Source organism: Bradyrhizobium tropiciagri (assembly GCF_001189845.1).
GTDB classification, from domain to species: Bacteria; Pseudomonadota; Alphaproteobacteria; order Rhizobiales; family Xanthobacteraceae; genus Bradyrhizobium; species Bradyrhizobium tropiciagri.
Genome location: NZ_LFLZ01000050.1, coordinates 18,024 through 39,155, shown reverse-complemented (window position 1 = coordinate 39,155; position 21,132 = coordinate 18,024). Strand labels below are relative to the sequence as shown.

Genomic DNA, 21,132 nt, shown 5'->3' with positions numbered 1-21,132 from the left:
CGGTAAACGAAGGCAGTGCGATATAATCAGGAGATTCGCAGCGCCAATAGCCCTTTACAGATGGCCCGGACCGATCAGCCCATGCAACCGCTCGAGCTCGACTGCGCCGACACATCAGTCACGCAGGAGATGACGCGCTGGCTGTCGCATCTGCGCGCAGAGCGGCGGCTGTCGCCGAAGACGCTCGAGGCCTACGCCCGCGACGTGCGGCAATGCCTGGCCTTCCTGGCCGAGCACTGGGGGGCGCGCGTGACGCTTGCGGCCTTCTCCGCGCTCGAGGCAAGCGATGTCCGCGCGTTCATGGCGATGCGGCGCGCAGACGAGATCGGCGGACGGTCGCTGATGCGGGCGCTGGCGGGCTTGCGCTCGTTCGGCCGTTTCCTGGAACGCGAAGGCAAGGGCAAGGTCGGCGCACTCTCGGCGATCCGCGCGCCCAAGGTGGCAAAGAGCCTGCCGAAGCCGATCCACATGGAAGCGGCGAAACGGTTCGCCGATGCCGATGAGCGTGCCGGCGAGGAGCGCGAGACCTGGATCCTGGTGCGCGACGCCGCCGTGATGGCGCTGCTCTACGGCTCGGGCCTGCGCATCTCCGAGGCGCTGGGGCTGAAGCGCCGCGACGTGCCGAAGCCGGGCGAAGGCGACGTGCTGGTCGTGACCGGCAAGGGCAACAAGACCCGCATGGTGCCGGTGCTGCAAAATGTGCTGCAATTGATCGCGGACTATGCCGCGATCTGCCCGCATCAACTCAGCCCGACCGGACCGATGTTCGTCGGTGCACGCGGCGGACCCTTGAGCCCGCGCATCATCCAGCTCACCATGGAGCGGCTGCGCGGTGCGCTCGGCCTGCCCGACAGCGCGACGCCGCATGCGTTGCGGCACTCCTTCGCCACCCATCTGCTGAGCCGCGGCGGCGACCTGCGCGCGATCCAGGAATTGCTCGGCCACGCGTCGCTGTCGACCACGCAGATCTACACCGGCATCGACAGCGAGCGCCTGCTCGAAGTCTATCGCTCCGCGCACCCGCGCGGCTGAGCGGCCGGATCCGGGTCCAGATGAGACGCCGGATTTGGCTCGCCGTCATGCTGCGTTCATCTTCATACGGCTAACCACAAACTGCGGCCCCTTGCCTTGTGCATCGCATTCGGCAATCGTGGCACAGTCTCATCGGAGGGGAATCATGAGCGCACAAGAAAGTATGGAGCACGCGGAGCATGCCGAGCATGCGTCGGGCGAGAACAAGAAGATCGCGCTCCTGATCGCCGTGATCGCGCTCTGCCTGGCGCTGTCGGAAACCCTCGGCAAGGGTGCCCAGACCGAATCGATCAGCAAGAACGTCGAAGCCTCCAACCTCTGGGCCTTCTTCCAGGCCAAGAGCATCCGCCGCACCGCGGTGCAGACCGCGGCCGAACAGGGCAAGCTGAACCTCGCCACCACCACCGACGAGGCGGCCAAGGCTGCCCTGCAGAAGCAGATCGACGACTGGCTCAAGACCGCGGCACGCTATCGCTCGGAGCCGGACACCGGCGAGGGTTCAGAACAACTCTCCGAACGCGCCAAGCACGCAGAGCATGAGCGCGATGAGGCCACCGCGAAATATCATCACTTCGAGCTTGCTTCCGCCGCCTTCCAGATCGCCATCGTGCTGGCGTCCGCGACCATCATCACCGGCATCGCCGCGCTCGTCTGGGTGTCGGGTCTGGTGACACTGGCCGGCGTCGCGATGACCGTGCTCGGCCTGTTCCAGCCGCATTTGCTGCATCTGCATTGAGGCCGCGGCTGGCACCCTACTATCCCCCCGTCATCCTGAGGAGCGCGCTCTTGCGCGCGTCTCGAAGGATCGACGGGGCCACAGCGGGGCCGTGCATCCTTCGAGACGCCCGCTGCGCGGGCTCCTCAGGATGACGGGGCTAGAAGTGCCGATCAAAGAACCTTGCTGGTCTGATGCACGCTTTTGCGGAAGCGGGCGATCAGGCGCAGCGTGCGCGCGGCCCAGCCCTCGCCGTCGCCGCTGATCATCTCGCGGATGCGCTGCTTGACCGGCTCGACCAGCGCAGTAGCCTTGGCGCGCAGCGCCATCACGAAATTATAGAGCGCCTCGAACCAGGGCATCTCCAAAAGCTTCGACCGTGTCACGTCGAACACGAAGGCCGTGACGCCGACGCCGAGGAATTTGGCAAACAGGATCAGCGAGACTGCGCTGAACCAATATTGGTTCGCCAGCAGCCAGAGCCCGACCAGCTTGAGCGGAAACAGCGGGATCAGCGGCACGACGAAGACGATCAGCGTCATCGCCGGCGACAGCGAATCGACCTGGTCGGCCAGCCATTGCTTGAGCGCACGGAGCGGGATCCAGGCGACCACCCGGGCCACGATCGGCTCGAGGTGGTCCCACAGCCAGGCCTCGATCAGGAAGATGATCGCAAGCAGGACCCAGAACGGCTGAAGCAGGCGGCGCAACATCCCTGTGATCCTAAAGCGCGATGAGACCGAGTTGAATCAACGCGCTTCAGCTCCTTGTTTGAGCATGATCTTCTCGGAAAACCGCTTCACACTTTTCCGGACCATGCTCCAGCCCGGCTCGCGCCGGACGTTCGATCATCACATATGGATGGCGCGCTTGCCCACCGCAAGCGCAGCTTCCTTGATCGCCTCGGAGCGGGTCGGATGTGCGTGGCAGGTCCGCGCCAGATCCTCGGCCGAACCGCCGAATTCCATCAGAACGCAGGCTTCATGGATCATTTCACCGGCCTCGATGCCGACGATGTGGACGCCGAGCACCCGGTCCGTCTTCGCATCTGCGAGAACCTTCACGAAGCCGTCGGTGGTCTGATTGACCTTGGAGCGGCCGTTCGCGGTGAACGGGAATTTGCCGACGGTATAGGCGACGCCGGCCTGCTTGAGGTCTTCCTCGGTCTTGCCGACCGACGACACTTCCGGCGTGGTATACACAACACCTGGAATGACGTCGTAGTTCACATGGCCGGCCTGGCCGGCGATGATCTCGGCGCAGGCAACGCCCTCGTCTTCCGCCTTGTGCGCAAGCATCGGCCCGGCGACGACGTCGCCGATCGCGTAGATGCCCTTCACATTGGTCGAGAAGTGCGCGTCGATCTCGACACGGCCGCGATTATCGAGCGCAACGCCGGCGTCCTTCAGCCCGAGGCCCTCGGTGTAGGGCACGCGGCCGATGCACACGAGCACGACGTCGGCCTCGATGGTCTCCGCAGCGCCGCCAGCGGCCGGTTCGACCTTGGCCTGCAGCGTCTTGCCCGAGGTGTCGACCGCGGTGACCTTGGTGCCGAGCTTGAAGACAAAGCCCTGCTTCTCCAGCATGCGCTGGAATTGTTTTGCCACTTCGCCGTCCATGCCAGGCAGGATGCGGTCGAGGAATTCCACGACCATGACATCCGCCCCGAGGCGGCGCCAGACCGAGCCGAGTTCGAGCCCAATCACGCCGGCGCCGATGATCAGCAGTTTCTCCGGCACCTTCTCCAGCGACAGCGCGCCGGTCGACGACACGATGCGCTTCTCGTCGATCTCGATGCCCTTCAGCCGCGCGATGTCGGAGCCGGTGGCGATCACGATGTTCTTGGTCTCGACGGTCTCGGACTTGCCGTCACTGGTGACCTCGACCTTACCCGCACCGAGGATCTTGCCGGTGCCCTTGAGCACGTCGATCTTGTTCTTCTTCATCAGGAATTCGACGCCCTTGACGTTGCCGTCGATGCCCTGCTGCTTGAAGTTCATCATCGCGGGCAGATCGAGCTTCGGCGCCGGGACGCTGACGCCCATCTTGGCGAAGGAGTGCCCCGCTTCCTCGAACATCTCGGAAGCGTGCAGCAGCGCCTTCGACGGCATGCAGCCGACATTGAGGCAGGTGCCGCCCAGCGTCGCATTCTTCTCGACGACGGCAACCTTCATGCCGAGTTGCGCCGCGCGGATCGCGCAGACATAACCGCCGGGGCCAGTGCCGATGACGACGAGATCGTAAGAAGCCATGATGGAAGGTCCTGTAGCTAACTCTGTGACAATAAGGCGGGTCCGATCTGATCGGCAGATCGGGACCCGCGTCGGATTTATGTTTTAGCGGCCGCCCGACACGTCGAGGATCGCGCTGGTGACGTAGGACGCCTCGTCCGAGATCAGCCAGACGATGGCGTTGGCGATTTCATCCGCGGTGCCGACACGCTTCATCGGCACCATATGGGCGAGCCGATGCGCGCGATCGGGCTCACCGCCCGCGGCATGGATGTCGGTGTCGATCAGTCCGGGCCGGATGCCGGCGACGCGGATGCCTTCACCCGCGACCTCGTAGCCGAGGCCGACGGTGAAGGAATCGATCGCGCCCTTGGAGGCGGCATAGTCGACATAGGTGTTGGGCGCGCCGAGCTTCGCCGCGACCGAGGACAGGTTGACGATGACGCCGCCCTTGCCGCCGTGCTTGGTCGACATCCGCTTCACCGCCTCGCGCGCGCACAGGATGCTGCCGGTGACGTTGACCGACATCATCTGCTGGATGCGCTCGGCGGACATCTCGTCGACGCGCACACCGCTCTTGCCGACGATGCCGGCATTGTTGACGAGCGCACCGAGCGTGCCGAAGCCATCCGCCGCCTTGAACAGCGCCAGGATGTCCTGCTCGCTGCCGACGTCGCACTTCACCGCGATCGCCTTGCCGTTCCTGGCCTCGATCGCGGTGACGACCTCATTGGCCGCAGCCTGGTTCGTGGCGTAGCCGACGACGACGCGATAGCCGCGCGCGGCAGCTGCAAGCGCGGTGGCGCGGCCGATGCCGCGGCTGCCGCCGGTGATGACAACGACCTTGTCCGTCACGTTGATCCCCAAAGGTAAGCACCCAACGAATCGCGGCGCCCGATCCGATCGGACGCCGCGCGCGATATGACCTTAGAGGTCCAGCACCAGGCGGGCCGGATCCTCCAGGCTCTCCTTGACGCGCACCAGGAAGGTGACCGCTTCCTTGCCGTCGATGACGCGGTGATCGTAGGACAGCGCCAGATACATCATCGGGCGGACCTCGATCTTGCCGCCGACCACCATCGGCCGCTCCTGGATCTTGTGCATGCCGAGGATGCCGGACTGCGGCGCGTTCAGGATCGGCGTCGACATCAGCGAGCCGTAGATGCCGCCATTGGTGATGGTGAAGGTGCCGCCCTGCATCTCGTCGATCTTGAGCTGGCCGTCGCGGGCACGGCGGCCGTAGTCGGCGATCGACTTCTCGATTTCGGCGATCGACTTGTGGTCGCAGTCGCGCACCACAGGCACCACCAGGCCGCGGTCGGTGCCGACAGCAACGCCGATGTGGTAGTAGTTCTTGTAGATCAGGTCGGAGCCGTCGATCTCGGCGTTGACCGCCGGAATATCCTTCAGCCCCTGCACCACCGCCTTGGTGAAGAAGCCCATGAAGCCGAGCTTCGAGCCGTGCTTCTTCTCGAACGTGTCCTTGTAGAGGGCGCGCAGCTTCATCACCTCGGTCATGTCGACCTCGTTGAAGGTGGTCAGCATCGCGGCGGTGTTCTGCACGTCCTTGAGTCGGCGCGCGATGGTCTGGCGCAGCCGGGTCATCTTCACGCGCTCCTCGCGGGCGGCGTCGTCCGCCGGCGACGGCGCACGCACCTGCACGGCGGCGGCCGGCTGGTTGACCGGGGTCGGCGCCGAGGCGGCCTTCTCGATCGCGGCCAGCATGTCGCCCTTGGTGACGCGGCCGTCCTTGCCCGAGCCCGGAACGGTGGAGGCGTCGACGCCGCTTTCGGCGGAGAGCTTGCGCACCGAGGGCGCGAGCGGCGCATCCGCCGGCGGCACCTTGGGTGCGGCAGGCGCCGCTGCGGGAGCGGCGGCTGCGGCAGCGGGCTTGGCCGCGGCGACGGCACCGTCATTGATCTGGCCGAGCAACGCGCCGACGGCGACGGTCTCGCCGTCCTTGGCGATGATCTCGCCGAGGGTGCCGGCGACCGGCGCGGGCACCTCGATGGTGACCTTGTCGGTTTCCAGCTCCACCAACGGCTCGTCCACCGCAACGGCCTCACCGGCCTTCTTGAACCAGCGGCCGATCGTGGCCTCGGTTACGGATTCGCCGAGCGTTGGAACGCGAATTTCAGTCATGGTCTTTTCCTCGATAACCCTGCGGTCGCAAAATTTTTCCGGCCACCATCCGCCAAAGCGAACGACCCGGTACTCCGTGACGACAGCGCTTGTGCTGGATGACGCGGGATACCGGATGCCCCGCTCCAGTGCGCAATTGCGCACAAGGCGGGGCATGGTGTTGGTGAAGGTCGTTAGTTCAGTGCGTCGTCGAGCAGCGCCTTGAGCTGCGCGAGATGTTTCGACATCAACCCGGTGGCGGTCGCCGCCGATGCCGGACGGCCGGCATAGCGCGGACGCTTGTTGGCTGCGTGGACCTGGTTCAGCACCCACTCGAGATAGGGCTCGATGAAGTGCCAGGAGCCCATGTTGCGCGGCTCTTCCTGGCACCAGACCATCTCGGCATTCTTGAAGCGGCCGAACTCCTGGACCAGCGCCTTGAGCGGCACCGGATAGAGCTGCTCGATGCGCATCAGATAGATGTCGTCGATGCCGCGCTTCTCGCGCTCCTCGTACAGGTCGTAATAGACCTTGCCGGAGCACAGCACGACGCGACGGATCTTGTCGTCCGGCACCAGCTTGATCTTCTCGTCCTGCAGCATCTGCGCGTCATCGTACAGGATGCGATGGAAGGTCGCGTTCTTGCCGAGCTCGTCGAGCCGCGACACGGCGCGCTTGTGGCGCAGCAGCGACTTCGGCGTCATCAGGATCAGCGGCTTGCGGATCTCGCGATGCAGCTGGCGCCGCAACACGTGGAAGTAGTTCGCCGGCGTGGTCGGATTGACCACCTGCATGTTGTCCTCGGCGCACATCTGCAGATAACGCTCGAGGCGCGCGGAGGAGTGCTCCGGTCCCTGCCCTTCATAGCCGTGCGGCAGCAGGCAGACGAGGCCCGACATGCGCAGCCATTTGCGTTCGCCCGAGGAGATGAACTGGTCGAACACGACCTGGGCGCCGTTGGCGAAGTCGCCGAACTGCGCTTCCCAGAGCGCCAGCGCATTCGGCTCGGCCAGCGAGTAGCCGTATTCGAAGCCGAGCACGGCCTCTTCCGACAGCAGCGAGTTGATCACCTCGTAATGGCCGGTGTCTTCGCCGCCGAGATGGTTGAACGGCGTGTAGCGGCTCTCGTCCTCCTGGTCGATCAGCACCGAATGGCGCTGCGAGAAGGTGCCGCGCTCGGAATCCTGGCCGGACAGCCGCACGTGATGGCCTTCCTGCAGCAGCGTGCAGAACGCCAGTGCCTCGCCGGTCGCCCAGTCGATCCCTTCGCCGGTATCGATGGCCTTGGCACGATTGTCGAGGAAGCGCTGGATCGTTCGGTGAACCCGGAAACCGTCCGGCACCTTGGTGATCTTGCGGCCGATCTCCTTGAGCACGGCGACATCGACGCCGGTGACGCCGCGGCGGGCGTCTTCTTCCTGATCGGCCGACTTGAAGCCTGCCCATTTGCCGTCGAGCCAGTCGGCCTTGTTCGGCTTGTAGCCCGAGCCGGCCTCGAGCTCGGCATCGAGCCGCGCGCGCCAGTCGGCCTTGGCCTTCTCGACCTCACCTTCGGTGAGCACGCCATCGGCGACCAGCCGCTTGGCGTAGATCTCCAGCGTCGTCGGGTGCGAGGCGATCTTCTTGTACATCACCGGCTGGGTGAAGGCCGGCTCGTCGCCCTCATTGTGGCCGTGGCGCCGGTAGCAGAACATGTCGATGACGACCGGCTTGTGGAATTTCTGCCGGAACTCGATCGCGACCTTGGCGGCGAACACCACGCTTCCGGATCGTCGCCGTTCACGTGGAAGATCGGCGCATCGATCATCTTCGCGACGTCGGACGGATAGGGCGACGAGCGCGAGTAGCGCGGATAGGTGGTGAAGCCGATCTGGTTGTTGACGATGAAGTGCAGCGAGCCGCCGGTGCGGTAGCCCTTCAGGTCGGACAGGCTGAAGCATTCCGCCACCACGCCCTGGCCCGCGAACGCCGCGTCACCGTGCATCAGCAGCGGCAGCACCGAGATGCGCATGTCCGGCGGATCGCCGTGCTGGTCCTGCTTGGCGCGCACCTTGCCCATCACGACGGGATCGACGATCTCGAGATGCGACGGATTTGCGGTCAGCGACAGATGGATGTTGTTGCCGTCGAACTCGCGGTCCGAGGAGGCGCCGAGGTGATACTTGACGTCGCCGGAGCCTTCGACCGAGTCCGGGTTGGCCGAACCGCCCTTGAATTCATGGAACAGCGCGCGGTGCGGCTTGCCCATCACCTGGGTCAGCACGTTGAGGCGGCCGCGATGCGGCATGCCGAACACGATCTCCTTCACGCCGAGATTGCCGCCGCGCTTGATGATCTGCTCGAGCGCCGGGATCAGCGATTCACCGCCGTCGAGGCCGAAGCGCTTGGTGCCGGTGAACTTGGTATCGCAGAACTTCTCGAAGCCGTCGGCCTCGATCAGCTTGTTGAGGATCGCGCGGCGTCCCTCCGGCGTGAAGCTGATCTCCTTGTCCGGACCCTCGATGCGCTCCTGGATCCACGCCTTCTGCGCGGCGTTGGAGATGTGCATGAACTCGACGCCGAGCGTCTGGCAGTAGGTGCGCTCGCAGATCTGAACGATCTCGCGCAGCGTGCCGTATTCGAGGCCGAGCACGTGATCGAGGAAGATCTTGCGATCGAAGTCGGCCTCGGAGAAGCCGTAGGAGCGCGGATCGAGTTCCTCGCGGTCGCGCGGCGCCTCGATGCCGAGCGGATCGAGCTTGGCGTGGAAATGGCCGCGCATGCGGTAGGCGCGGATCAGCATCAGTGCGCGAACCGAATCGCGGGTGGCCTGATGGACGTCGGCGTCGGAGAGCGCGGCGCCCTTGGCCTGCGCCTTGGCCGCGAGCTTGCTGCCGACCGCCTTCTCGACCTGGGCCCAGTTGCCGTCGAGCGCCGAGGTCAGCTCGTCGCGCGGCGTCACCGGCCAGTTGGCCCGGCCCCACGAGGCGCCTTCGGCGTTCTTCTGCACGTCGGCCGGGGCGTCCTTCAGGCTCTTGAAGAAATCCTGCCATTCGGCGTCGACCGACGACGGGTCCTGCTCGTAGCGAGCATAGAGGTCGTCGATATAGGCGGCGTTGGTGCCTTGCAGGAATGAGGAGAGAGCAAAAGCGGCGTTCGCGTCTTGGCGAGACATGAGGCAGTCCTGGTGATTTTTTCGGTTCGCGCGTAGGAGACGGCGCAAGTGCCGGTCTGGGAAGAGCGCCGGCTGGATGGATATCCTTTACCCTATCTAGGTCGGATATTCCTGCCTAAAAGAACTAAAGAATGAATCAATTTTCATATCTTATTGATCTGCGTTCTGACCGCAAAACGCATGAAAAAGGCGGGTTCCCCAAGGAGAACCCGCCCGAAATCGCGCCAGCCGAAGGGAACCTCGCCGGGCGGCGATTACTTCAGCATCTCGGCGAGCGTGTGCCCGAGCCGCGCCGGAGACGGCGACACCCTGATGCCGGCGGCTTCCATCGCCGCGGTCTTGGAACCGGCGTCGCCCTTGCCGCCGGAGATGATCGCTCCGGCATGGCCCATGCGGCGGCCGGGAGGTGCGGTAACACCGGCGATAAAGCCGACCATCGGCTTCTTGCGGCCGCGCTTGGCTTCATCCTTGAGGAACTGGGCGGCGTCTTCCTCGGCGGAACCGCCGATCTCGCCGATCATGACGATCGACTTGGTCTTCTCGTCGGCCAGGAACATCTCCAGCACGTCGATGAACTCGGTGCCCTTGACCGGGTCGCCGCCGATGCCGACCGCGGTGGTCTGGCCGAGGCCCTCCTGGGTGGTCTGGAACACCGCTTCATAGGTCAGGGTGCCGGAGCGGGAGACGATGCCGACCGAGCCGGGCTTGAAGATGTTGGCCGGCATGATGCCGATCTTGCACTCGCCGGCGGTCATCACGCCGGGGCAGTTCGGCCCGATCAGCCGCGACTTCGAACCCGACAGCGAGCGCTTCACGCGCACCATGTCGAGCACCGGAATGCCCTCGGTGATGCAGACGATCAACGGGATCTCGGCATCGATCGCCTCGCAGATCGCATCTGCCGCGCCCGGCGGCGGGACATAGACCACGCTGGCGTCGGCGCCGGTCTTCTCGCGCGCTTCGGCGACGGTGTCGAACACCGGCAGGTTGAGATGGGTCGAGCCGCCTTTGCCCGGCGCCACGCCGCCGACCATCTTGGTGCCGTAAGCGATCGCCGCTTCCGAATGGAACGTGCCGTTCTTGCCGGTGAAGCCTGGCAGATGACCTTGGTGTTCTTGTCGATCAGAATGGACATGGTTCGAGATGCTTTCGCGAGACAGCGGTGAAGGGTTTAGTGGATACGCCGGTACACGCCGGTGAGCACATCGGCCCACCCTTCCGCGTCAGGCGAGAACTGGATCTTCATGGTGTAGGTGTTGTCGTCGACGACCTCGTAGACGTGACGGGCATTGCCGCGCAGCGAGCCGCGCACCAGGATCAGCGACTTGCCCGCCCAGCCGCCGGAGGCGCGACGGCGGGTAGTAGCCGAGCGAATCGTGCCAGAACAATTTGTAGGCGCGATCGTCGCGGTCGTAGGTGAAGACGCCGTGGGTGGCGAAGCTTTCCTTGCCGTCGCGGGTCTGCACGCTGTCCTGGATCAGGTAGAAGCCGTTGAGCGCAATGCGCGCAACGACATGCGAGGTGGCTGGACCGCCGGCGGTCCAGCGCGACGGAAAGACCATCTCTTCGCCGTTCCACTCGCCCGCGAAAGCCGCGAGCTTGCGGTGTTCGTCCAGCGGGGTCGGAGCGTCGAGATGATCGGCCATCGTTAGCCTCCCTTGACGGCTTTCACGATCTTCTGTGCGGCGTCATCGAGATTGTCGGCCGGCAGCACGTTGAGACCGCTGTCGCGGATGATCTTCTTGCCCTGCTCGACATTGGTGCCTTCGAGGCGCACCACCAGTGGCACCTTGAGGCCGACCTGCTTCACCGCGGCGACCACGCCCTCGGCGATCACGTCGCACTTCATGATGCCGCCGAAGATGTTGACCAGGATGCCCTTCACGTTCGGATCGGCGGTGATGATCTTGAACGCGGCCGCGACCTTCTCGACGCTGGCGCCGCCGCCGACATCGAGGAAGTTCGCCGGCTCCATGCCGTACAGCTTGATGATGTCCATCGTCGCCATGGCGAGGCCGGCGCCGTTGACCATGCAGCCGATCGTGCCGTCGAGCGCGACGTAGTTGAGATCGTATTTCGACGCCTCGATCTCCTTGGCGTCTTCCTCGGTCTCGTCGCGCAGCGCGACCACGTCCGGATGACGGTAGAGCGCGTTGCTGTCGAACGACACCTTGGCGTCGAGCACGCGGAGCTGGCCCAGCTTGGTGACAACCAGCGGGTTGATCTCGAGCATCGCCATGTCCTTGGCGGCGAACGCCGTGTAGAGCTGGGCCGTCAGCTTCTCGGCCTGCTTGGCGAGATCGCCCTTCAGCTTCAGCGCCTCAGCCACCGTGCGGCCGTGATGCGGCATGATGCCGGTGGCGGGATCGACCGAGAAGGAGACGATCTTTTCGGGAGTCGAATGGGCGACCTCTTCGATATTCACGCCGCCTTCGGTCGACACCACGAAGGAGATTTCCGAGGTCTCGCGATTGACCAGGATCGAGAGGTAGAACTCCTTGTCGATGTCGGAGCCTTCCTCGATGTAGAGGCGGTTGACCTGCTTGCCGTGCGGGCCGGTCTGCACCGTGACCAGCGTCGCGCCGAGCATCTGCTTGGCGAACTCGCCGACCTCGGCGACCGACTTGGCGATGCGGACGCCGCCCTTGTCGCCGGCGGATGCTTCCTTGAACTTGCCCTTGCCGCGGCCGCCGGCGTGGATCTGGCTCTTCACCACCCAGATCGGGCCGGGGAGCTGCTTGGCCGCCGCGTCGGCTTCTTCCGGCTTCAGCACCGGAACGCCGCGCGAGATCGGCACGCCGAATTCATGCAGCAGAGCCTTGGCCTGGTATTCGTGGATATTCATGGAAAGACGCTCCCAAACCCTCGTGCGGCGAACTTAACGTCAGCCCTGACACTGGCATACCATATACCAAGGCTCGCGCAACTACAAAATCCGCCAGAATTTCATCATCTTGCACCCGACAGGCGATTGGAATCGCCTATCGGGTCATTGCCGATTGAGATTACTTGCCGAGCAGATCGGGCGCGATCTTCTTGCAGGCGTCGACCAGGCCCTGCACCGCGCCGACCGACTTGTCGAACGCTTCGCGGTCCTTGCCGGCGAGCTCGATCTCGACCACGCGCTCGACACCCTTGGAGCCGATCACGGTGGGCACGCCGACATACATGTCCTTCACGCCGTACTCGCCGTTGAGATAGGCCGCGCAGGGCAGCACGCGCTTCTTGTCCTTCAGATAGCTCTCGGCCATCGCGATCGCGGAAGCGGCCGGCGCGTAGAACGCGGAGCCGGTCTTGAGCAGGTTGACGATCTCGGCGCCGCCATTGCGGGTGCGATCGACGATCTCGTCGATGCGCGCCTGCGAGGTCCAGCCCATCTTGACGAGGTCGGGCAGCGGAATGCCTGCAACGGTCGAGTAGCGGGTCAGCGGCACCATGGTGTCGCCATGGCCGCCGAGAACGAAGGCGGTGACGTCTTCGACCGAGACGTTGAATTCATCGGCCAGGAAGTAGCGGAAGCGCGCGGAGTCGAGCACGCCGGCCATGCCGACCACCTTCTTGTGCGGCAGGCCGGAGGCCTTCTGCAGCGCCCACACCATCGCGTCCAGCGGGTTGGTGATACAGATGACGAAGGCGTCGGGCGCGTACTTCTTGATGCCGGCGCCGACCTGCTCCATGACCTTGAGGTTGATGGAGAGGAGATCATCGCGGCTCATGCCCGGCTTGCGCGGCACGCCCGCGGTGACGATGCAGACCTTGGCGCCGTCGAGCGCTTCATAGGAATTGGCGCCGACCAGGTTGGAGTCGAAGCCGTCGACCGGCGACGACTGCGCGATGTCGAGCGCTTTGCCCTGCGGCACGCCCTCGGCGATATCGAACAGCACGACGTCTCCGAGTTCCTTGAGGCCAACGAGGTGCGCCAGCGTTCCGCCGATCTGTCCGGAGCCAATCAGTGCAATCTTGTCGCGTGCCATGGGAAATCAGTCCTTTGAACTGGATGCAGGAGGGAGGGAAGTCGGTTGCAAGGGTGGTTATCCCTTTCGAATGATCCATTCAAGTCAGGGCCTGCCCGATTGCGGGCCCTGCCTGCAATTCGGTCAGGCATGCCAGCAACGTCCGCCCGGAGACACGAAAAGTTGCTCCGAACCGGGCCGCGGGCAAGAGCAAATTTCGAGACCAAATTTCAGGGCTGAATGTCAGGTCTCGACCAGTCCGGTCGTCGAACCGCTCGCCGACGAATCCTTCCGGCCGTGCGGCAAAGCCAGGTAGGATTCCGAGCTCATCTCGATCAGGCGCGAAGCGGTGCGCTTGAACTCCATCGCCTCGACGCCTTCCTCGGCAAGGTACAGCGACACCGGATCGGCCTCGGCGGAGGCCATCAACTTCACGGCATTGTCATAGAGCGTGTCGATCAGCGAGATGAAGCGCTTGGCCGCGTTGCGCTCGGCGTAATCCATCACCGGAATGTGGTCGATCAGGATCGTGTGGTAGTCGTGCGCAAGCCTCAGATAATCGGACGCGGCAAGCGGCTTCTCGCAGAGGTCCATGAAGCTGAAGCGCGCGACGCCGTGCGCCGAGCACGGCACGTTCAGGATGCGTCCCTTGATCGGAATGAGGCGCGCCTTGCACGGCGCATTGCCGGTCATCTTGCGCCAGGCCGCGTTGAGCGCGGCATCGGCCGCGTCATCCGCGGGCACCAGCCACATCTTCACGCCGACGAGTTTCTCCAGCCGGAAGTCGGTGCGCGCATCGAGCCGCAGCACGTCCATGTGGTCTGATATCTGCGCGATGAACGGCAGGAACAGTGCGCGATTGAGACCGCCCTTGTAGAGATCGTCGGGCGCGACGTTCGAGGTCGCGACCACGACGGTGCCGAGCTCGAACAGCTTTGCGAACAGCCGCCCGAGGATCATCGCGTCGGCGATGTCGGTGACGTGGAATTCGTCGAAGCAGAGCAGCCAGGCTTCGTCGAAGATCGCCTGCGCGGTGAGCGCGATCACGTCGCCGTCCGCGATCTCGCCGCGCGCGATCTGCTGGCGGAAGCCGTAGATGCGCTCATGCGCCTCGGCCATGAATTCGTGGAAATGCGCGCGGCGCTTGTGCTCGACCGGGCTCTGCTGGAAGAACAGGTCCATCAGCATGGTCTTGCCGCGGCCGACCTCGCCATGGACGTAGAGCCCGCGCGGCAGCTTGTCGTCCTTGTCGCCGCCGAACAGCCGCCCGAACAGACCCTGCTTGCGCTGCGGCTTGTAGCTCGCGAGCCGCTCCTCCAGCGCGCTGAACGCATCGGCGGCGACGGCCTGCGCGGGATCAGCCTCGATCGCGCCGGAGGCGACCAGGGATTTGTAGTGTTCTAGGAACGAACTAGGCGAGGTGGACAGCATGAGCCCACCTTACGGCCCTAGTGCGCGGCAAATTGCAAGCCGTGAATTGTGCCAATGGGCATGCAGCAGGTATGCAAGCGCAAACCCTTGCATACCACGGCCGACCGCACGCGCCTCGCCGGCGCCACAAACCGCGATCTCAGGAAACCCTACGCGCAGAGCTCGTAGGAATCCTCGACCACGTAGGGGCCGCCGCCTGTCGACGCGCGCGACGAGAACAGCACGAAGCGGTCCGCCAGGAAGGTGCGGCTCGGGAAGTAGCCGCGCACGGACAGATAGTCCGCGACGTCCTGGCTCGACGCGTCGTGCAAACGCGCGAGCGTGACATGTGGCGTGAATTTCCTGCCCTCGGGATCGAGCCCCATCCGCTGCATCATCCGCTCGAGCTCGGCCTGCAGTTCGATCAGCGGCCGGCTCGGCTCGACGGCGGCAACCACCGCGCGCGGCTTGCGTCCGCCGAAGCTCGACAGGCCCTGCAATTTGACCTCGAACGGTTTGCGGTTCACCCGAAACAGCATCGTCGCGATCTCGTTGGCCCAGAGGCCATCGATATCGCCGATGAAGCGCAGGGTGACGTGATAATTTTCGGGATCGATCCAGCGTGCGCCGGGAAGGCCGCCACGCAAATTGGAGAGGGATTGGCCGATATCGGCCGGAATTTCCAGACCAGTGAACAGACGCGGCATCGCTATAATCCTCGATGCTGGCGCGGGTTTTGGGAGCCCGCACCCTGTAACAAGCCCGGCGACGAATCACCGATGCCTATTTGTACCCGAGATATGTGACTCTGCGAAGCATGAGGCGTTAACAGCTCGTAAACCTACGGACGCAACGCCGCGCGCTGCCTGCGTTTCAACTGCGTTGCCCTGATAATGCGCCGAGAAATGCCTCCACCGTGGGCAGGATATTCTTCACGAGGATGTCCACACCTTCTGCCGTCGGATGCATTCCGTCGGCCTGATTGATCTTCGGATTAGCAGCAACGCCATCGAGGAAGAACGGATAGAGCGGCACGCCAAGCGATTTCGACAGATCCGGATAGATCGCGTTGAACTTCGCCGCATACTCACTGCCATAGTTCGGTGGCGCGAGCATGCCGCACAAGAGCACCGCGATCTTGCGCGCCTGCAACTTTGTGATGATGTCGGAGAGCGCGGCGCGCGTCACCGCGGGGTCGATGCCGCGCAAGGCATCGTTGGCGCCGAGCTCGACAATCACGGCATCGGTTCCGTCGGCCACCGACCAGTCGAGCCGCTCGCGGCCGCCCGAGGCGGTGTCGCCGGACACCCCGGCATTGGTCATGCCGACCTTTATCCCCTTGGCTTCCAAGGCTTTTTGCAGCCGGACCGGAAATGCCGCCTCGGCCGGAAGGCCGTACCCGGCGCTCAGGGAATCGCCCAGAACCACCATTTTGATCGGTTTCGCGGAAGCTTTCCCCTGGTCTGGCGTCTGCGCGCTCGCCGCCGTCATCAAGCCCATAAGCAACACGAGTATGTGCACGAAGATTCTCAACCGGGCCTCGACCGCAGCGGCGGAAGTGCCATATGACCGAACCATGGACAGTCTCATCGAATCCTCTTCACTGACCGACGTCGAGCCGGACACCATTGCCGTCAGGAACGTCAATCTCTCGCTCGGCACCGGCGCGGCACGGGTTCATATCCTCAAAGATATCAGCCTTCGTGTGGCAGCGGGTGAGGCCATCGGCCTGATCGGCCCGTCGGGCTCGGGCAAGTCGACCTTGCTGATGGTGATGGCGGGGCTTGAACGTCCTGACAGCGGTGAAGTGGTTGTCGACGGCACCTCGTTCAATGCCCTCGATGAAGATGCGCTGGCGCGCTTCCGCGGCCGCCAGGTCGGCATCGTCTTCCAGTCGTTCCATCTGATCCCGACCATGACCGCGCTGGAGAACGTCGCGGTGCCGCTCGAGCTCGCCGGCAATCCCGATGCCGCCGCGCGCGCCGCGCAGGAGCTGCAATCGGTCGGTCTCGGCGAACGGCTGCATCACTATCCGACGCAACTGTCCGGCGGCGAGCAGCAGCGCGTCGCGATCGCACGCGCACTCGCGCCCGATCCGGCGATCCTGGTCGCCGACGAGCCGACCGGAAATCTCGACGAGACGACGGGAAAGCAGATCGTCGATTTGCTGTTCACCAAGCACGCCGAGCGCGGCATGACCTTGGTGCTGGTGACTCACGACCTCGCGCTCGCGCAGCGCTGCGACCGCGTGGTGCGGCTGCGCTCCGGCCGCATCGACGGACAATCCCCGACATGAGCATTGCGTCCGAAGTCGCGGTGCAGGTCCGTACCCAGGGCCGTGCGTCGTCGCTTGCCTTCCGTTACGCGCTGCGCGAACTGCGCGGCGGCCTGCGCGGCTTCTACGTGTTCATCGCCTGCATCGCGCTCGGCGTGATGGCAATTGCCGGCGTCGGCTCGGTCGCGGCGAGCCTCGGCGACGGGCTGTCGCGCGAGGGCCGCACGCTGCTCGGCGGCGACGTCGCGTTCTCGCTGATCTCGCGCGAGGCCAAGCCCGACGAGGTCGCCTATCTGCGCACCCGCGGCGAGGTTTCGGTTGCGGCCACGCTGCGCGCGATGGCCCGCAGCGGCGACGGCAAGCTGGCGCTGGTCGAGCTCAAGGCGGTCGACGGCAAATATCCGATGCTCGGCGAGCTGACGCTCGAGCCCAGCATGCCGATCGCCGATCTGCTCACTGAGCGCGACGGCGTTTTTGGCGCGGCTGCCGACTCGACCTTGCTGGCGCGGCTCGACCTGAAGCTCGGCGACCGCGTCACCATCGGCAGCGCGACCTACCAGATCCGCAGCGTGGTGGCGGCCGAGCCCGACAAGCTCGCCGGCGGCGTCGGCCTCGGCCCGCGCTTCCTGATCAGCGAAGCCAGCCTGCGCGCCACCGACCTGTTGCAGCCCGGCAGCCTGGTGCGCTGGATCTACCGGGTGAAGCTGCCCGACGGCGCCAACGACGATCGCGCCACCACCGCCTTGATCGACGGCGCGCGCGCCGCGGCGCCGGAGGCCGGCTGGGAGGTCCGCAGCCGCAGCAACGCCTCGCCGCAGCTCGAGCGCACCATCAACCGCTTCACCCAGTTCCTGACCCTCGTTGGTCTTGCCGCGCTCCTGGTCGGCGGTGTCGGCGTCGCCAATGCGGTGAAGAGCCATATCGACCGCCGCCGCGACGTCATCGCCTCGTTCAAGGCGCTCGGCGCCACCGGCCGCGACGTCTTCACGATCTACTGCACGCAGGTGGTGGTGCTGGCCGGGATCGGCTCGGTGATCGGCCTCGTGCTCGGCGCCGCGCTGCCGTTCGTCATCGTCGGCCTGTTCGGCAAGCTGCTGCCGCTGCCGGTGGTGCCCGCCCTGCATCCCGACGAGCTCGCGCTCTCCTTCATCTATGGCCAGCTCACGGCGCTGGCGTTCGGGCTGTGGCCGCTCGGCCGGGTCCACGACGTGCCGGTCGCGGCGCTATTCCGCGAGACCGTCGCCAGCGAGTGGCACCGCCCGCGCTGGAGCTATCTCGCGCTGATGGCCGTGGTGGTCGCGCTGCTGATCGGCGTTGCGATCGGGCTTGCCTATGACAAGCGGGTCGCCACCGTGTTCGTCGTCGCCTCGATCGCGGTGTTCCTGCTGCTACGCGGGATCGCCGAGATCCTGATGGCGGTGGCGCGCCGGCTGCCGCGCAGCCGCATGACCATGCTGCGGCTCGCCATCGCCAACATCCACCGGCCGGGCGCGCTGACGCCGTCGGTCGTGCTGTCGCTCGGCCTTGGGCTCGCCGTGCTCGTCACTATCACCCAGATCGACGGCAATCTGCGCCGGCAATTCCTGGCCGCATTGCCGGAACGGGCGCCGTCGTTCTTCTTCATCGACATCCCCTCCACCGAGGCCGATCGCTTCAATGCCTTCCTGGCCCAGATCGCCGCCGGCTCGACCGTCGAGGACGTGCCGATGCTGCGCGGGCGCATCGTCGCCGCGCACGGCGTCAAGGCCGACCAGCTCAAGCCGTCGGTCGATTCCGAGTGGGTGCTGCAGAGCGACCGCGGCCTGACCTATACCGGTGAAATTCCCAAGGGCTCGAAGATCGTCGAGGGCGAATGGTGGGGCCCGGACTACAGCGGACCGCCGCTGGTCTCGATGGAGAAGAAGATCGCCGACGGCCTGTCCCTGAAGATCGGCGACGAGATCGTGGTCAACGTGCTGGGCCGCGACGTGCCGGCGAAGATCGCCAATCTGCGCAACATCGACTGGCAGGGCCTCGGCATCAACTTCGTGCTGGTGTTCTCGCCGAACGCCTTCAAGGGCGCGCCGCACAGCCACGTCGCGACGCTGACGGAACCACATGCCAGCGCGACCCAAGCGAGCTCCAACGACGACGCGCGCATCATCAAGCAGGTCGCCGACGCATTTCCGATGGTGACCAGCGTGCGGGTCCGCGAGGCGCTGGAGACCATCGGCAGCGTCGTCAGCAACCTGGTGCTGGCGATCCGCGGCGCCAGCGCCGTGACGCTGATCTCGGCGATCCTGGTGCTGGGCGGCGCGCTCGCCGCCGGGCACCGCCACCGCGTCTATGACGCGGTGATCCTCAAGACGCTCGGTGCCACGCGGGCGCGATTGCTCGGCGCCTACGCGCTGGAGTACCTGATGATCGGCTTTGCAACCGCGATTTTCGGCGTGATCGCCGGCTCGGTCGCGGCTTGGCTGATCGTGACGCGGCTGATGACGCTGAGTTTCATCTGGCAGGCCGGCAGCGCCGCCCTGGTCGTGGCCGCCGCGCTGGTCGTCACCGTCGGATTGGGGCTGGCCGGAACGCTGCTCGCGCTGAACCAGAAGCCGGCCTCGGTGTTGCGGAATTTGTGACAATTTGTAGCGGTGGAAGCGCCGTTTTTTCCTGTCATGCTAGGCCAGAGCGACATTCGGCCGCGCGTGGAAGCTTGCGTCGGATGTGTTAATTTCCCACATACCAGTCGGGTCGGATAGTCGGTTTGAATGACACGGAATTAATGCTCCGCAAACCGAGCCATCTGAGATAGATTTATAACCGGCGCCGCAAATCCCTTGCGCTCCACCGGGACCAACCACGGGAATTCGACCATGTCGGACCTAGACCGCAACTACGCTTCTCCTTTCGGCCGGGCCGCCGGGCGCATTGACGCTGCGGCCGTCGACGCCGGTCTGCGCGCCTACATGCTGCGCATCTACAACTACATGAGCATCGGCCTCGCCATCACCGGCCTGGCCGCGCTCGGCGTCTATATGGGCGCGGTGACGACCGACCAGTCCGCCGCCGTCGCCAAGTTTGGCAATGCCTATCTGACGCAGTTCGGCTACGCGATGTTCGTGAGCCCGCTGAAGTGGCTGTTCATCCTCGCCCCCCTTGCGATGGTGTTCGTCATCTCGGCCGGCATCAACCGCCTGCAGCCTGCGACCGCCCAACTCCTGTTCTGGGTGTTCTCGGCGCTGATGGGCCTGTCGCTGTCGTCGATCTTCCTGGTGTACACGCACACCTCGATCGTGCGCGTGTTCTTCATCACCGCGGCGACGTTCGGTGCGCTGAGCCTCTACGGCTACACCACCAAGCGTGACATGAGCGGCATGGGCTCGTTCCTGTTCATGGGCCTGATCGGCATCATCATCGCGAGCCTGGTCAACCTGTTCCTGGCGAGCTCGGCGCTGCAGTTCATCGTCTCGATCGTCGGCGTGCTGGTGTTCGCCGGCCTCACCGCCTGGGACACCCAGCGGCTGAAGAACGACTACATCTACGGCTACGCCTCGCAGGGCGGCGTGATGGCAGAGCGTGCGGCAATCACTGGTGCGCTGTCGCTCTACCTGAACTTCATCAACCTGTTCACGCTGCTGCTACAGCTGCTCGGCCAGCGCGACTAAGCGCCTCGAGCAAGGCAACCGATCCAAGCCCCGGCCATGCGGCCGGGGCTTTTTCTTTGCGTCGAGCAAATTGCGACCATAGCCCGGATGGAGCGCAGCGTAATCCGGGGGCAGCGCTATCCGCAGGAACAGTCCCCCGGATTTCGCTTCGCTGCATCCGGGCTACGAGGCTACGGGCGTCGAACGACCGCGCCTACACCAGCGACAGCTTGCGGTCGATTACGAACAGCACCCGCTCGAGTTCGTGGCCGCGGCGCAGTATCAGGCCAGTCGCCGAAATCACGCTGTACATGCCCTGCTTGCGCGCCAGCCGGGGATCCTTCTCGATCCGGTAGATCGGCATTTCGGAGGCGCGCCGGAACACCGAGAACACGGCACGGTCCTTCAGGAAGTCGATCGCATAGTCGCGCCACTCGCCGTCGGCGACCATGCGGCCGTAGAGATTGAGAATGCGGTTGAGCTCAAGTCGATTGAATGTCACGCGGTTGGGCTGGGGTGTCGCGGCGGCGGGGCGCGCCGCGGCACGGCTCCCGCTCGGATCGGTGTCCTCCGAGATCAAACTCATCGAGCGCCTCCTGTCATCCCGGTGACGGCGGTTCC

General features: G+C 65.0%; 15 protein-coding genes and 3 pseudogenes. 5 read left to right on the top strand and 13 right to left on the bottom strand.

Annotation, left to right across the window (positions count from 1 at the left end; all coding sequences use genetic code 11):
• Positions 1-81 precede the first annotated feature (81 nt).
• On the top strand, positions 82-1,032 hold the full coding sequence (locus AKN84_RS30820; protein ID WP_430649944.1) for a tyrosine recombinase XerC: 951 nt from the start codon (positions 82-84) through the stop codon (positions 1,030-1,032).
• A 145-nt stretch (positions 1,033-1,177) separates the two neighbouring features.
• Positions 1,178-1,768, top strand: a complete 591-nt coding sequence (locus AKN84_RS30815; RefSeq protein ID WP_050424254.1) for a DUF4337 domain-containing protein — start codon at positions 1,178-1,180, stop codon at positions 1,766-1,768.
• 152 nt (positions 1,769-1,920) lie between these two features.
• Here AKN84_RS30815 and AKN84_RS30810 read toward each other — a convergent pair whose 3' ends face one another.
• The 12 genes and pseudogenes from AKN84_RS30810 to AKN84_RS30755 form a co-directional block, all read right to left on the bottom strand.
• The gene (locus AKN84_RS30810) at positions 1,921-2,460 is read right to left on the bottom strand and encodes a hypothetical protein (RefSeq protein WP_050424253.1); all 540 of its coding nucleotides are present in this window, start codon (positions 2,458-2,460) and stop codon (positions 1,921-1,923) included.
• Between the two features lie 138 nt (positions 2,461-2,598).
• Positions 2,599-3,999: a dihydrolipoyl dehydrogenase gene (gene lpdA, locus AKN84_RS30805; RefSeq protein ID WP_050424252.1), complete on the bottom strand. Its 1,401-nt coding sequence runs from the start codon at positions 3,997-3,999 to the stop codon at positions 2,599-2,601.
• 84 nt (positions 4,000-4,083) lie between these two features.
• Positions 4,084-4,833 (bottom strand): SDR family oxidoreductase, encoded by a 750-nt coding sequence (locus AKN84_RS30800; RefSeq protein ID WP_050424278.1) that lies wholly within the window; start codon positions 4,831-4,833, stop codon positions 4,084-4,086.
• Between the two features lie 72 nt (positions 4,834-4,905).
• A complete protein-coding gene (gene odhB / locus AKN84_RS30795) occupies positions 4,906-6,120 on the bottom strand; it encodes a 2-oxoglutarate dehydrogenase complex dihydrolipoyllysine-residue succinyltransferase (protein WP_050424251.1) in 1,215 nt (404 codons plus the stop codon).
• A gap of 173 nt (positions 6,121-6,293) precedes the next feature.
• Positions 6,294-9,253: pseudogene (locus tag AKN84_RS30790) on the bottom strand (2-oxoglutarate dehydrogenase E1 component).
• A 254-nt stretch (positions 9,254-9,507) separates the two neighbouring features.
• Positions 9,508-10,388: pseudogene (gene sucD / locus AKN84_RS30785) on the bottom strand (succinate--CoA ligase subunit alpha).
• A gap of 36 nt (positions 10,389-10,424) precedes the next feature.
• Positions 10,425-10,899: pseudogene (locus tag AKN84_RS50480) on the bottom strand (DUF1579 family protein).
• Between the two features lie 2 nt (positions 10,900-10,901).
• Positions 10,902-12,098: an ADP-forming succinate--CoA ligase subunit beta gene (gene sucC / locus AKN84_RS30775; protein ID WP_050424250.1), complete on the bottom strand. Its 1,197-nt coding sequence runs from the start codon at positions 12,096-12,098 to the stop codon at positions 10,902-10,904.
• 160 nt (positions 12,099-12,258) lie between these two features.
• A complete protein-coding gene (mdh, locus tag AKN84_RS30770) occupies positions 12,259-13,227 on the bottom strand; it encodes a malate dehydrogenase (RefSeq protein ID WP_021078790.1) in 969 nt (322 codons plus the stop codon).
• Between the two features lie 222 nt (positions 13,228-13,449).
• Positions 13,450-14,637: a cell division protein ZapE gene (gene zapE, locus AKN84_RS30765; RefSeq protein WP_050424249.1), complete on the bottom strand. Its 1,188-nt coding sequence runs from the start codon at positions 14,635-14,637 to the stop codon at positions 13,450-13,452.
• A 149-nt stretch (positions 14,638-14,786) separates the two neighbouring features.
• Positions 14,787-15,323, bottom strand: a complete 537-nt coding sequence (thpR, locus tag AKN84_RS30760; protein ID WP_050424248.1) for an RNA 2',3'-cyclic phosphodiesterase — start codon at positions 15,321-15,323, stop codon at positions 14,787-14,789.
• A 166-nt stretch (positions 15,324-15,489) separates the two neighbouring features.
• A complete protein-coding gene (locus AKN84_RS30755) occupies positions 15,490-16,137 on the bottom strand; it encodes an arylesterase (protein WP_050424247.1) in 648 nt (215 codons plus the stop codon).
• 55 nt (positions 16,138-16,192) lie between these two features.
• Here AKN84_RS30755 and AKN84_RS30750 point away from each other — a divergent pair, with 55 nt between their 5' ends.
• From AKN84_RS30750 to AKN84_RS30740, 3 genes are all read left to right on the top strand, one after another.
• Positions 16,193-16,912, top strand: a complete 720-nt coding sequence (locus AKN84_RS30750) for an ABC transporter ATP-binding protein (protein WP_050424277.1) — start codon at positions 16,193-16,195, stop codon at positions 16,910-16,912.
• The gene (locus AKN84_RS30745; RefSeq protein WP_050424246.1) at positions 16,909-19,506 is read left to right on the top strand and encodes an ABC transporter permease; all 2,598 of its coding nucleotides are present in this window, start codon (positions 16,909-16,911) and stop codon (positions 19,504-19,506) included. The genes AKN84_RS30750 and AKN84_RS30745 overlap by 4 nt, the downstream gene beginning before the upstream one ends.
• Before the next feature lie 234 nt (positions 19,507-19,740).
• Positions 19,741-20,532 carry a Bax inhibitor-1/YccA family protein gene (locus AKN84_RS30740; RefSeq protein ID WP_050424276.1) on the top strand — a complete coding sequence of 264 codons (792 nt, stop codon included), beginning with the start codon at positions 19,741-19,743 and terminating at the stop codon, positions 20,530-20,532.
• A 193-nt stretch (positions 20,533-20,725) separates the two neighbouring features.
• Here the strand turns inward: AKN84_RS30740 and AKN84_RS30735 are convergent, their stop codons facing one another.
• Positions 20,726-21,097 (bottom strand): DUF2794 domain-containing protein, encoded by a 372-nt coding sequence (locus AKN84_RS30735; RefSeq protein ID WP_050400886.1) that lies wholly within the window; start codon positions 21,095-21,097, stop codon positions 20,726-20,728.
• Positions 21,098-21,132: the final 35 nt, after the last annotated feature.